Below are 12,853 nucleotides of genomic sequence, written 5' to 3' on the forward strand. Positions count from 1 at the left end.
GGCTTCCGCGGGAGGACCCTTGCGGCGCCACCGACGCGCCCCTACTGTTGCTGCCTGAAGACGGGACGACGCGATGACCGGATCACCTGACCAGCCGCCTCCGACGGATGCAACAGCGGAATCCGGCGGCGGCACCTCGCTGTCGCAAAGCAGTCCTGCCGGCCTTGTCCGGTCACCGGAGGCCTCGGGCAAGGGCTACCAGCCGGCAACAGCGGCAGGCCTGGTGCTATGCGGCGTTGCGCTCTGGTGCCTTCTGGGCAATCTGGTTGACCCGCACTACGGCAACTCCCGTTACAGCACCTGGTGGGCGCTCGCGGCCACGGCGGCGGTGCTGGCGCTCATGGCGGGGCTGTATCTCGGTCTGCGTAAGGCCGCGCAGTTTCTGGTCCGCCACCGGGTCCTGGCGGGATTGGGGGCTGCGGCAGTATGGGTCCTCCTGTTCGCCCTGCAGGTCCGGCTTGCATATGCCGTCCGGCTGCCGGCTGACTGGGACGCCTACGCCGTGTACAGCTCCGCTGCCGGGCTGGCCCAGGGAACGCAGACCGAAATCGATCCCGGTTACTTTTCCCTGAACACCAACAACATCCTGATTACCCTGCTGCTCTCCGCATATTTCCGCCTGGCCGTCTTCCTGGGCGTCGCCGACCTGGAGATGGCCGCCGCTGTCCTAAACGCCGTCGTCCTGTTCACGGGCATTGCCCTGACCTATGCAGCTGCACGGATACTCGGCGGACGCACCCTGGCTGCGTTCACGCTGCTTCCCTCAACCGTTTTTGTCCTGCTCTCGCCTTGGCTGGGCGTTGTCTACTCGGACACGGTTGGTCTGGTGTTTCCGGTCCTGATTCTGTTTCTGTTGCTGGCAGCAGGCCGGGCACGCTCACTGGCCGTCCGGATTCCGTTGTGGGTCCTGGCCGGAGGGGCCGGAGCTGTGGGCTACGGAATCAAACCCACGGTGCTTATCTGCCTGGTGGCAGCCGCCCTGACAGCGGCCTGCTCGCCGGCCTTGCGCCGCCGTCGCCCCGGGGCCATGGCCGTGGTTCTGGGCTTTGCCGTCGTGGCAGGGAGTTTTTTTGCCGGGCACCGGCTGATCACGGTTTTCGAACAGCAGACTCCGGTGATCAGTTTCAACGTCGAAGACAACCCGGCTGCCATGCCGCCGACCCATTTCCTGAAAGTCGGGGCGCAGAGCTTTGCCGGACCGCACGGACTCTATTACGGCTGCTACAACGAGGCAGATTATCTGGGCACCGTCACCGTCGCCGACCCGGAGGAGAAGTTCCGCCAAGGACTGGACGCTTATCAGGAGCGGGTGGCTGCCATGGGACCAGGCGGATATCTTTCCTTCCTGAATCACAAGCTGCTCTGGGTCACCGGCGACGGTTCATTCTTCTCCTGGGGCGAGGGACGGCTGACCGGGAACAACTTTGTCTCCGCTGACCCGGGAGACAGGGTGATCCAGGACTTCTTCGGGAACAACCGTCCCGGGTTTCCCTGGCTGCTGTCGCTGTGGCAGGGAACCTGGTTCCTTGTCCTGGCGCTGGTGGCCGTTCCGCTGGTCCTGCGCTCCCCCAACCTGATGCGGCCGGAGGTCACCGCCCTCCGCATCGCTCTCCTGGGGCTGCTGCTTTTCCTGCTGCTCTCCGAAGGCCGGGCCCGGTTCCTGTACTTGTACGTGCCCTACTTCATCCTGCTGGCCTCCCTGTCCTTCCAAACGATCATGGACAAGCTGCTGCCGGCCAGGGACGGCGGCGGTGAGGCGACGGGCGGTTTGGGCGACACAAAAGTGCCGCAGTGACGGAAGTGGTTGAATGATGGAGTGTCGAACCAGAACCTGCGCCGTGAAGAAGCCGCCGCCCGCTCCGCCCTTGTGACCGTAGATGCCTACCACGTAGAGCTCGATCTGAGCTCAGCGCAGGACCCGGAGACGGCCGGGTTCCGTTCCCGGAGCACCATCACGTTCCGCTGTGCCCGCCCGGGCGGCTCCACGTTCCTGGACTTCATCCACGGCGGAGTCTCCTCGGTGACCCTGAACGGACGCGAGCTGCCCCTGGATCTTGCCGTGGACGGGTCGCGGATCCAGCTGCCGGACCTGGCAGTAGAGAACACGGTTACCGTGGACGGCACCGCCCTGTACAGCCGCAGCGGCGAGGGCATGCACCGGTTTACCGATCCCGCCGATGGCCAAACCTATCTGTACACGCAGTATGAACCCGCTGATGCCCGCCGCGTGTTCGCTGACTTTGAACAGCCCGACCTCAAGGCCAGCTTCACCTTCGCCGTCACGGCGCCGTCGGACTGGGCAGTCGTTTCCAACGGTGCCGAGGTGACCCGCACTCCCATTGACGCAGCTTCTGAAACAGCTTCTGCAGCACCACAGTGCAGCCGCTGGGAGTTTGCCCCCACGCAGCGCATCTCCACCTACATCACGTCCGTGCTGGCGGGTCCGTATTTCAAGGCCGAGGACTTCTGGTCCGGTGTCCTGGATGACGGCTCGGTCCTGGAGATCCCGCTGGGCGCCTACTGCCGTGCCTCGCTGGCCGAGTACTTTGATCCGCAGAACGTTTTCGACATTACCAAGCGCGGCCTGGATTACTTCCACACACTGTTTGCCTACCCCTACCCCTTCGGCAAATATGACCAGGCCTTCGTCCCCGAGTACAACCTCGGTGCCATGGAAAATCCCGGGCTGGTGACCTTCACGGAGGCCTACGTCTTCCGGTCAAAGGCCACCGAGGCGCAGTACGAGGCCCGCGCCAACACCATCCTGCACGAGATGGCGCACATGTGGTTCGGCGACCTGGTGACCATGAAGTGGTGGGACGACCTGTGGCTGAAGGAGTCCTTCGCGGACTACATGGGTGCCCTGGCCGTGGCCAACGCCACCGACTTCACCAATTCCTGGGTGTCCTTCGCGAACCGGCGCAAGGCCTGGGCCTACGTCCAGGATCAGCTGCCCACTACCCATCCGATTGTCGCCGACATCACCGATCTCGAAGCAGCGAAGCAGAATTTTGACGGCATCACCTACGCCAAGGGCGCTTCGGTGCTCAAGCAACTGGTGGCCTATGTGGGTTTCGATGCGTTTATCGAAGCGGCCCGCGGCTACTTCCGTGACCATGCCTACGGAAACACCACCCTCACCGACCTGCTGAACGCCCTGAGCTCGGCCTCGGGCCGGGACATGGGCGTCTGGTCCCGGCTCTGGCTGCAAACCGCCGGAGTCCCGACCCTCACGCCCCAGCTGGAAACGGACGACGACGGCGCCCTCACCTCGGTCACGATCATCCAGGATGCGCCGGACCCGGTCAGTGGTGAACAGGTGCCCCGCCCGCACCGCCTGCGGATCGGCCTGTACAACCCAGACGCCGGCGGCGCCCTGGTCCGCACCGACAGTGTGGAGATCGACGTCGACGGGCACCGGACCGAGGTTCCCGAGCTGGTCGGCATCCAGCGGCCCGCACTGCTGCTGCTCAATGACGAGGACCTGACCTACGCCAAGATCCGGTTCGACAATGACTCACTGCAGACCCTGATGTCATCCCTCGGCCGGATCCCCGATCCGCTGGCCCGGGCGGTCTGCTTCTCGGCACTGTGGAACGGCGTGCGCGACGGCGCCCTGAGCGCCTCCGACTATGTCCGGCTGATCGCCCATGCCGCACCGATGGAGACCGGTGCCGGCGTGCTGCAGGTCCTGCTGGACAATGCGCGTTACGCGGTGGAGCGCTATGCACCGGCCGAACGCCGCAGCGCCCTGCGTGAAAGCCTCTACTCGCTGGTGGTGGAACAGTTGCACGCTGCAGAGCCGGGCAGTGACCGCCAGTTGATCTGGGCCCGGAACGCGGCGGCCCTGGGCCGGCGCAGCACCACCCATACCGACCTGCTGCGCGGCCTGCTGAAGGGCCGCACGGAGATCCCCGGCCTGGCAGTGGACTCGGACCTGCGCTGGCAGCTCTGGCAGGCACTGGCAGCAACCGGAAGTGCGGCCCGGGCCGAGCTGGAAGCGGAGCTGGAGCGTGATTCCACGGCCTCCGGGCGGGTCGGTTTCACAACGGCAGCGGCTGCGTTCCCCGAGCCTGCCGTGAAAGCCTCGGCCTGGCAGGAGGCGGTCCATTCGGATGAACTGTCCAACCAGCTGCTCTCGGCCACCATCGAGGGCCTGACCATCGGCAGCACCGAACTGCTGTCCATGTTCTCCGCCGACTATTTCGCGTCCCTGACCCTGGTCTGGAGCGCGAGGAGCATCGAGCTGGCGAGCCGGGTCGTCGGCGGACTGTTCCCGGGAGCGCAGGATCTGCCCGAACACATGGTTCCGGCCGATCACCCGGTCCTGATGGCCACCATGGACTGGCTCGAGGCCAACCCGCAGGCTCCGGCAGCACTGCGCCGCATCATCATCGAGCAGCAGGACCAGCTGCTGCGGGCACTGCGAGCCCAGGCCGCGGGCAGGTAGGCATCCGTCCCCGCCGGGAGACCGGCGGGGATACGGGCGGGAACTAGCCCTGGCGGTCCGTCTTGGCCACGGTGAGCAGTACGGCTGAGTCTTCGACGGCTTCCACCGAGTGCCGGGCCTGCGGAATGATTAGCAGGTCCCCGGCGGATCCCTCCCAGGTCTCCCCCTCAGACAGCAGCCGGACCCGGCCCTTCAGCACGTAGACCGTGGCTTCACCCGGATTCTCATGCTCGTCCAGGACAAATCCGGCGGTCAGAGCGATGATGGTCTGCCGCAGGACATGTTCGTGGCCGCCGTAGACCGTCTGGGCACTGCGGCCGCTCGACGCGCTGCCGGCGATCTGCAGTTGATTCCGCACCAAGGCGGTCAGGGACTTTTTTTCCATGCCTGGCAGTCTACGTGCCTGCCTCACCGAAGCTAGGGAACCCGGTTCAGCCATTCGGGGGTACCGAACTTCTCCGCTACTTTCGCTTCGGCCAGCGCCAGCTCCTCATCGGTGATCCCGGCGGGAACGGCTCCGTAACGGGCGGTGAAGGTCTCCATCATGGTGGCGATGATCTCTTCCCGGCTCAGGCCGGTCTGCCGGCGCAGCGGGTCGACCCTCTTCTTGGCGCTGGTGGTGCCCTTATCGGAGAGCTTTTCCTTGCCGATCCGCAGCACCTCGAGCATTTTATCGGCGTCGATGTCATAGGACATGGTCACGTGATGCAACATGCCGCCGTTGCCGAAGCGTTTCTGCGCGGCGCCGCCGATCTTTCCCTGGTCGGTCGCGATGTCATTCAGCGGCTGGTACCAGGCCTTAATGCCCAGCTTTTCCAGGGACTCCATCACCCACGAGTCCAGGAAGGGGTAGGAGTCCGCAAAGCTCAGGCCGTCCACCAGCGACTGCGGTACATAGATGGAATAGGTGATGGCATTGCCGTGCTCCATGAACATCGCACCGCCGCCGCTGATCCGGCGGACCACCGTTACGCCGTGCTTTTCTGCTCCCTGAGGGTCCACTTCGTTGCGCAGTGACTGGAAACTGCCGATCACCACGGACGGGGCTTCCCATTCCCAGAACCGGAGCGTGGGGTTGCGCTTGCCCGCACCCACCTCCTCGGCAAGGACTTCGTCCATGGCCACGTGCATCGGCGTGGACAGGGGCGTGGGTCCGATGATCTCCCACTGGTGGTCTGTCCAGCCCGTAGCCTTGGCCAGCGCCCGGCGGACGGCGGTGGCAACGGCCTCCGGCGAGAATCCGAACAGCACGGCGTCTGCGGGCAGGTTGGCCCGGACCGCGGCCGCTATGTCGGCGCCGGTCGTATCCTCGGGAAGCCCTTCCAGCGCCGCATTGATATCGGCCAGGGCGTCATCGGGCTCGAGGAAGAAGTCACCGCTGAGCGAGACGTCTGCCAGCTTTCCGTCACGGACTTCCAGGTCCACCACGACCAGTTTCCCGCCCACTACCTTGAACTCACCGTGGAGGCGGGCGCTGTCCTGTTCCATGCTGCTCATTCGGTTTCCTTTTCCGCAAGTAAAAAGGCCCGCCCGGAGATACCGGGCGGACCTTCTTAGTCTAGAACCTGTGCTGTTCTGTTCGAACGTATTACTTCTTGGAGCCGAAGCCCTTGAAGCGTGCGTTGAAGCGCTCGACACGGCCGGCGGAGTCCATGATGCGCTGCTTGCCCGTGTAGAACGGGTGCGACGCGGAGGAGATTTCCACCTCGATGAGGGGGTAGGTGTTGCCATCTTCCCACTCGATCGTCTTGGCGGACGTAGCCGTGGAGTTGGTCAGGAACGCGGTGTCGGACGCGAGATCGCGGAAGACAACCGGGCCGTACTTCGGGTGAGTATCAGACTTCAATGTATTACCTTCTTTTGGTGACTGGATTTTGCCAGGCACTGGTGGTTGAAAGCTTGGATTGTCCCCGTGCCGCGCAGTGAGGCACATTCACGGGGATCAGCAATTCAGCATACCGCATCCGCAGGCGCTGGTTAAAGCGGCACTCCCCAGCCGGTGGTTACCGCCGTGATGCTGGAGGTGATGCCCCTGGCCCGCCCGGCGATCTCCAACCGGACCGGCCGGTAATAGTCATCCAGCCATATGGTCAGCCCGGTGGGCAGCATCTCGCCGGCCCCCGCCGGGGAACCCGTTTCCGCACCGGCATCCTCCTCCGGCGCCGCTGGCGGGATTCCACTGATCCTGGTTCGAACGGCCCCGTTCAGCACGGCTTCGTAGTCAACATCCAGCGACGACATTCCCGCCAGCAGAGCTGCGACCCGTTCCGGATTCACGGTCAGTTCCGCAGCGTCGGCCAGCACCGCTGCGTAGGCCTCCTCCGGGGTGCCGGAAGGGTTGGCCGTGATTTTGCCGGTGCCGGTGTCTACGCTGCCCCCGCCTGCCCCCGCAGTGATCCGCAGCTTCAGCTCGGGATTGACCAGGACGAGCGAAAACTCCGGCGCGGTGGTGAATTCCACCGTGTGGGTGCCCTGCGGCAGCCAGCTCGACGCGGTCTCGACGGTCTGGGTGCCGCGGCCGCCGGCGGTCATCGCGGCCCCGATGCAGGTGGCGGCCTCCGCCGGCGGCATGGGTGCCCCGTCCCGGCGCAACAGGAACTGGCATGCATCCTGGACCGGCTCAGGCATTCCTGCCTGGCTGCCGCTGACGCCCACCCGGGCCGGTGTTGGTGAGGGGGCAGGCGCCGTGGGTGTCGCCACGGACGGCGCGGTTGTCGGTGCCGCCGGAGCCGGGGTTGATGGCTGGAGCGGGCGGCCCGAGGGGAACGCCGGGGCGGTTTCCTGGTTCCTCATCTGCTCCGCCGTGGGACCGCAGGATGCCAGCGGAATCACCAGTGGCAGCCCCACCGCCATGCCCAACAGCAGGCGGTAGGGCAGCGCAGCCCGGCGGTTTGAGGACCGCGTGGACCGTTTGCCTTGACCAATGTTCATGGCGTCCCCGGAGGAAGGTTCAGGTGGGTGATGACGCCGTCAGTGTTGCACCCGGGGCGGCCAAGGGTAAGCGCAGCGGCGTTATCCGGTCAGGTTTTCCTCAACCTTGCTGCGGGCGGCATTCCCAGAACGCCACGGCACTGGCAGCCGCCACGTTCAGCGAGTCCACTCCCCCGCTCATCGGGATCCGTACGGTGAGGTCGACGGCGGACAGGGTACCGTCGGCGAGCCCGTCACCTTCAGTGCCGAGCACCAGGGCCAGGCGTTCGTCCCGGCGTGCGCTGAGCTGGTCCAAGGTGAGTGATTCCTCCGTCAGGGCCAGTGCGGCCGTGACAAAACCGGCGTCGTGCAGCATGGACAGCTGCCCGGGCCATTCGGCGAGCCGCACCCACGGCACCTGGAAGACGGTCCCCATGCTGACCCGGATCGCCCGGCGGTACAGCGGGTCGGCACAGCGGGGACTGATCAGGACGGCGTCCACGCCCAGTGCCGCTGCAGAGCGGAAGATGGCGCCGATGTTGGTGTGGTCAACGATGTCCTCCAGCACCGCCACCCGGCGGGCTGAAGCCAGCAGGGGTGCCAGTTCCAGCGGGGCGGGGCGTTCCATGGCGGCCAGGGCCCCGCGGTGCAGGTGGAAGCCGGTGATCTCCTCGAGGACTTCCGCGGATCCCACATAGGCGGGGACATCCGGGTACCTGTCCAGCAGGTCCTGCAGGTCCGGGATCCATTTCTCGGCCAGGAAGAAGGACCGGGGCCGATGGCCGGCGTCGAGGGCACGCCGCAGGACCTTGGAGGATTCTGCGATGTACATGCCCTCTTCGGGCTCACGGCGGCGGCGCAGCGCGGTGTCGGTCAGGTTGGTGTAGTCGGCTACCCGCGGGTCAGTGGCGGTGGATAGGTACAAAAGGCTCACTTAGGACAGCATATTCCACAGGGCGAGCAGGCCCAGCAGCACGATGACGATGCGCAGCACCACCGGCGGGAGGCGGCGGCCGACGGCGGCACCCAGGAAGCCGCCGATCAGTGAGCTCACCGCGATCAGCGCTACGACCGGCCAGACAATCCGGTCGGAGGCAAAGATCAGGTAGGAGGAGGCGGCCACGATGTTCACGCCCAGCACCAGGATGTTCTTCATGGCGTTGGCGTGCTGGATGGTGCCGTGCAGGAAGATGCCCAGGATGCCGACCAGCAGGATCCCCTGGGCCGCCACGAAGTAGCCGCCGTACACCCCGGCCAGGTAGATCAGGATCGTCAGGAGCACTGTCTGGCGGCGGGGCGGTTTCGCCGGTGCCGCCACGGCGATGCTGCCGGGGCCCGGAGTGCTAGCGGACGAGGCACCGCCGCCGTCATCGTCGCTGCCGTCGCCGAACACTTCCTGGAGCGGCAGGACGGGCACCGATGCCTCGGCCCGCCGGCGGACCCAGGCCTGCAGGGAGGGCTGGAAGATGACGAACAGCAGGGCGAGAACCACCAGGTACGGAGCCACGGTGCCGAAGACGTCCTCGGGCAGGTGCAGCAGCAATGCGGCACCGGTGATCCCGCCCAGGATGGAGGCCGGCAGCAGTCTCAGCAGGGTGGGCTTCAGCCCGGCCAGTTCCCGGCGGTATCCCCAGGAACCGGCGATGTTTCCGGCAATCAGGCCGGTGGCATTTGAGATGGTCGCAGCTACCGGGGCATACCCCAGGGCCACGAGCACCGGAAAGGTGACCAGTGTGCCGGAGCCGACAACGGCGTTGATGGTTCCCGCCCACAAACCGGCGAAAAAGACCACGGCGTCATGAAACAGATCCACGGAGCAGGTGCCGTCAGGGACGGATCAGCGGCGCGCGGTGGCGGACCAGCGGCCGCCGTCGTGCTGGACGTGAAGCGGCAGGTCGAAGGCAGCACTGAGATTCTCTTCGGTGAAGACCTCACTGATGGGACCCGAGGCAACCACACCGCCGTCGCGCAGGAGCAGTGCATGGGTGAAGCCCGGCGGAACCTCTTCGAGGTGGTGCGTGACCAGGACCATGGCCGGAGCTTCCTCGTCGGCCGCCAGGCCAGCCAGGCGTGCCACCAGGTCTTCGCGGCCAGCCAGGTCCAACCCGGCGGCCGGCTCGTCCAGGAGCAGCAGCTCGGGGTCGGTCATCAGGGCACGGGCGATCTGCACACGCTTGCGTTCGCCCTCGCTCAGCGAGGCAAACGGGCGGTTCATGAAGGTGGACATGCCCCACTCGTGGAGCAGGTGGAAGGCGCGGCGCTCGTCGAGCTTTTCGTACTTTTCCCGCCAGCGGCCGGTCATGCCGTAGGACGCGGTCAGCACGACGTTCAGGACGGTTTCATGCTCGGGAATCTGGTTGGCCAGGGCTGCGGAGGCCAGTCCGATCCGCGGGCGGAGTTCAAAGACATCGACGGCTCCGAGGACTTCCTCGAGGATGCCGGCAACGCCGCGGGTGGGATGCATGCGTCCGCCTGCGATCTGCAGCAGAGTGGTCTTTCCGGCCCCGTTGGGTCCCATGATGACCCAGCGCTCACCCTCTTTGACCTGCCAGTCAACGGCATCCAACAGGGTCTTGCCGCCGCGTACGACACTCACGGCAGCAAATTCAAGAACATCACTCATAGCACTAGACATTAGGCTAAAGAAAGGGCCGATGGCTAAACGCGCCGCCGCAGCCCGCCCCGCGCCTACCTGTCCGGCCGAGCCGGGACGACACAGCTCCAACCCTAATTTCACGAAACGGATACGTAATGCCCGCAGAGAACCTCCCCGATTCCAGCCCTGCCCCCGAAGCCGGCACCGCGCCGGAATACGGCGTGGTCAGCTACGGCCGCGAACTGAACGATGCCTATCTGTCGGCCGTCCAGCAGGCCGTGGCCACGCTGGGCGGGCGGATCCTGGAGTTGGAGAACGCGGCCGGCGACGGTTACGTCGTCACCAAGCTGCTGGTGGCGTACGACGGCGGGATCGAGACACTGCGCCTGGGCGTCGCCGCTGCTGCGTCAGCGGTCCGGAGCCAGGAGAAACAGGGTTCCGGGGAGCAGGTTTCCGGGGAGCAGGGGGCGGCAGGCGGGCAGACCGCCGTCGTACCGTCTTCGCTGCTGGAACCGGCGCGGAAGCTGCTGGTCATGGATGTGGACTCCACCCTGATCAAGCAGGAAGTCATTGAGCTCCTGGCCGCGCACGCCGGACGCGAAGCCGAAGTTGCGGCGGTGACCGAGGCAGCGATGCGCGGCGATCTGGACTTCGCCCAGAGCCTGCACCACCGGGTGAAAGCCCTGGCCGGGCTGCCGGTCTCAGTCATCGACGAAGTAGGTGCGCGGATTGAGCTCTCCGACGGTGCCGAAGCCCTGGTCAAGGAATTCCTGTCCGCCGGGCATGCCGTGGCAGTGGTCTCGGGCGGCTTCAGCCAGGTGCTGGACCCGCTGGCCGCGCGTCTGCAGTTGACCCATGCCCGGGCGAACCTGTTGGGCATCGCCGGCGGTGTGCTGACCGGTTCCGTGGAGGGGCCGGTGGTGGACCGCGCGGTGAAAGCCCGGTCGTTGCGGGAGTGGGCTGCCGGATTGGGGATCGAGGAGCGGCACACCATTGCCGTGGGCGACGGCGCGAACGACCTGGACATGCTGGCGGCGGCCGCACTGGGCGTGGCGTTCAATGCCAAGCCGGCAGTGCAGGCCGCCGCGGATGCCGTGCTGAACCTGCCCAATCTGGACGTGGTGCAGCACTTCGTGAAGCTGTAGGAACGTACCGGTGCTAGCCGGCAACGCCGAGGTAGTCGGCGCCGCCCACGTATTCGGTGTGGCCGGACGGTACGTCGGCGGTGGCCATGCGGGCCACCTCGGCTCCGAACTCCTGCACGGAGTAGAGGCGTCCGGCTTCCTCGCGGCGGGCCTCGATGGCACCGGGGTTGGCGCGGTCCAGCAGGGTGGCGGTGACGGTTCCCTCGATCATGTCTCCGGAAACCACCACCAGGGTGATGCCCTTGGCTTCGAGCTGCGGGAGCAGCTCGCGCAGGGCGTCCTCGCCGGCCCGCTTGCTGCGCGCCACGGGCTCATATTCGGGCATGGTGGGAACCGTGTTGATGAAGTGCGCCTGGTGGCTGGTCACGAACACCACCCGTGATCCCGCGGGCATGGCCTCGGCGGCGGCCGTGAGCATGTTGACCTGCGCGTCGCGGTTGAGCTTGAGCGCGTAGTCCTCCTCCACACCGGATTCCATGCCGCCGGACGCGTTCAGCACCAGGATGTCCAGCCCGCCGAAGTTCACCTTAGCGGCGTCGACCAGCGCCGCCGGCCCTTCCGCGGAGGTCAGGTCGGCGCCAACGGCAACTGCCCGGCCGCCGTCGTTCTCGATGCCGGTAACCACCTTGTTGGCCCGCGGGGCCTTCTGCCGGTAGTTGACCACTACGCCGGCGCCCTCGGCGGCCAGGAACTTGGCCACTTCCGCTCCGATGCCGCGTGAGGATCCGGTGACGATGGCAGCTTTGCCGTCCAGCAGGCCCATAAGTGCTCCTTCATAAAGATTTGTGGAATGTGTCCAACTTTTTGCGCAACTCATCCCATCCTGCCAGCCCCCGGGGCCGGGCACAGTGGTGGAAACCTCCAAAGGATGGCCCCGGGGACGTGTGGCGGGCATGGCGGCCCGGCGGAAAGGCTGGTTAGTGGCCCATCCCCAGTCCGCCGTCCACGGGGATGACGGCGCCGGAAATGTAGGCGGCCTCGGGGCTGGCGATCCACCGCACCACGCCGGCTACCTCCTCCGGCTCTGCGAAGCGGTTGGCCGGGATCGAGGAGAGGTAGTTTTTCTGTGTCTCCTCCGGCAGCGCCCGGGTCATGTCAGTGTTAATGAAGCCCGGCGCCACCACGTTGGCGGTGATGTTCCGGGAGCCCAGTTCCCGGGTCAGGGAACGGGCGATGCCGACCAGCCCGGCCTTGGACGCCGCGTAGTTGATCTGTCCGGGAGAGCCGTACAGGCCCACCACGGAGGAGATCAGCACCACCCGTCCGCGGCGCAGTTTGATCATGCCGCGGGAGGCGCGCTTGATGACGCGGAAGGCGCCGGTGAGATTCGTATCGACGACGTCGGTGAAGTCCTCCTCACTCATCCGCAGCAGCAGCGTGTCGCGGGTGATTCCTGCGTTGGCCACCAGGACCTCGACCGGCCCGTGCGCAGCCTCGACCTCGGTGAATGCGGCATCTACGGAGGCCATGTCGGTGACATCGGCCTTGACGCCGAGCATCCCCTCGGGCACCTCGCCGCTGCGGTAGGTGATGGCTACCTGGTCGCCGTTGGCAAGGAAGGCCTGGGCGATGGCCAGGCCGATGCCACGGTTTCCGCCGGTAACCAGGACGCTGCGGCCGGTGGACGGCTGGGGGGTGTTCTGCACAGATTTCCTCCGCTGGGAGTATGGGGGTGGTTGGATTTCGATCCTAGCCGGGCCGGAACCAACTTCACCATCACGGTTTCCAGTGCGACAATGGGTGAATCTGTTT

General features: G+C 66.1%; 13 protein-coding genes. 4 read left to right on the top strand and 9 right to left on the bottom strand.

The window, feature by feature from the left end; all coding sequences use genetic code 11:
• Positions 1 to 73 precede the first annotated feature (73 nt).
• Both KKR91_RS09150 and pepN read left to right on the top strand, forming a co-directional pair.
• On the top strand, positions 74 to 1,795 hold the full coding sequence (locus tag KKR91_RS09150; RefSeq protein ID WP_210228860.1) for a hypothetical protein: 1,722 nt from the start codon (positions 74 to 76) through the stop codon (positions 1,793 to 1,795).
• Positions 1,796 to 1,816: 21 nt separating this feature from the next.
• Positions 1,817 to 4,450: an aminopeptidase N gene (gene pepN, locus KKR91_RS09155; protein ID WP_210228862.1), complete on the top strand. Its 2,634-nt coding sequence runs from the start codon at positions 1,817 to 1,819 to the stop codon at positions 4,448 to 4,450.
• 43 nt (positions 4,451 to 4,493) lie between these two features.
• Here the strand turns inward: pepN and KKR91_RS09160 are convergent, their stop codons facing one another.
• The 4 genes from KKR91_RS09160 to KKR91_RS09175 all read right to left on the bottom strand — a co-directional run bounded on the left by KKR91_RS09160 (position 4,494) and on the right by KKR91_RS09175 (position 6,910).
• Positions 4,494 to 4,835: a cupin domain-containing protein gene (locus KKR91_RS09160; RefSeq protein ID WP_210228864.1), complete on the bottom strand. Its 342-nt coding sequence runs from the start codon at positions 4,833 to 4,835 to the stop codon at positions 4,494 to 4,496.
• 32 nt (positions 4,836 to 4,867) lie between these two features.
• Entirely contained in the window at positions 4,868 to 5,947 is a 1,080-nt protein-coding gene (locus KKR91_RS09165) for a lipoate-protein ligase LplAB (RefSeq protein WP_210228866.1), read from the bottom strand.
• Between the two features lie 91 nt (positions 5,948 to 6,038).
• Positions 6,039 to 6,296: a type B 50S ribosomal protein L31 gene (locus KKR91_RS09170; protein WP_210228868.1), complete on the bottom strand. Its 258-nt coding sequence runs from the start codon at positions 6,294 to 6,296 to the stop codon at positions 6,039 to 6,041.
• Between the two features lie 131 nt (positions 6,297 to 6,427).
• On the bottom strand, positions 6,428 to 6,910 hold the full coding sequence (locus KKR91_RS09175) for a hypothetical protein (protein ID WP_210228870.1): 483 nt from the start codon (positions 6,908 to 6,910) through the stop codon (positions 6,428 to 6,430).
• Between KKR91_RS09175 and KKR91_RS09180 the strand changes: the two genes are divergently transcribed.
• Positions 6,897 to 7,322: a hypothetical protein gene (locus KKR91_RS09180; RefSeq protein WP_210228872.1), complete on the top strand. Its 426-nt coding sequence runs from the start codon at positions 6,897 to 6,899 to the stop codon at positions 7,320 to 7,322. The genes KKR91_RS09175 and KKR91_RS09180 overlap by 14 nt on opposite strands.
• Before the next feature lie 159 nt (positions 7,323 to 7,481).
• On the opposite strand, the gene KKR91_RS09185 is transcribed toward KKR91_RS09180, so the two are convergent.
• Genes KKR91_RS09185 through KKR91_RS09195 form a run of 3 tightly spaced genes read right to left on the bottom strand, consistent with a single transcriptional unit; the run spans position 7,482 to position 9,983 of the window.
• Positions 7,482 to 8,294 (bottom strand): TrmH family RNA methyltransferase, encoded by an 813-nt coding sequence (locus KKR91_RS09185; RefSeq protein ID WP_210228874.1) that lies wholly within the window; start codon positions 8,292 to 8,294, stop codon positions 7,482 to 7,484.
• Positions 8,295 to 9,173 carry a sulfite exporter TauE/SafE family protein gene (locus tag KKR91_RS09190; protein WP_210228876.1) on the bottom strand — a complete coding sequence of 293 codons (879 nt, stop codon included), beginning with the start codon at positions 9,171 to 9,173 and terminating at the stop codon, positions 8,295 to 8,297.
• A 24-nt stretch (positions 9,174 to 9,197) separates the two neighbouring features.
• Entirely contained in the window at positions 9,198 to 9,983 is a 786-nt protein-coding gene (locus KKR91_RS09195) for an ABC transporter ATP-binding protein (RefSeq protein WP_210228878.1), read from the bottom strand.
• A 128-nt stretch (positions 9,984 to 10,111) separates the two neighbouring features.
• Between KKR91_RS09195 and serB the strand changes: the two genes are divergently transcribed.
• A complete protein-coding gene (gene serB, locus KKR91_RS09200) occupies positions 10,112 to 11,101 on the top strand; it encodes a phosphoserine phosphatase SerB (RefSeq protein ID WP_210228880.1) in 990 nt (329 codons plus the stop codon).
• A gap of 13 nt (positions 11,102 to 11,114) precedes the next feature.
• Here the strand turns inward: serB and KKR91_RS09205 are convergent, their stop codons facing one another.
• Together KKR91_RS09205 and fabG are read right to left on the bottom strand one after the other, a co-directional pair.
• The gene (locus KKR91_RS09205; RefSeq protein WP_210228882.1) at positions 11,115 to 11,864 is read right to left on the bottom strand and encodes an SDR family oxidoreductase; all 750 of its coding nucleotides are present in this window, start codon (positions 11,862 to 11,864) and stop codon (positions 11,115 to 11,117) included.
• A gap of 154 nt (positions 11,865 to 12,018) precedes the next feature.
• On the bottom strand, positions 12,019 to 12,747 hold the full coding sequence (gene fabG / locus KKR91_RS09210) for a beta-ketoacyl-ACP reductase (RefSeq protein ID WP_210228884.1): 729 nt from the start codon (positions 12,745 to 12,747) through the stop codon (positions 12,019 to 12,021).
• Positions 12,748 to 12,853 lie beyond the last annotated feature (106 nt).

Source organism: Arthrobacter jiangjiafuii (genome assembly GCF_018622995.1).
Classification (GTDB): domain Bacteria; phylum Actinomycetota; class Actinomycetes; order Actinomycetales; family Micrococcaceae; genus Arthrobacter_B; species Arthrobacter_B jiangjiafuii.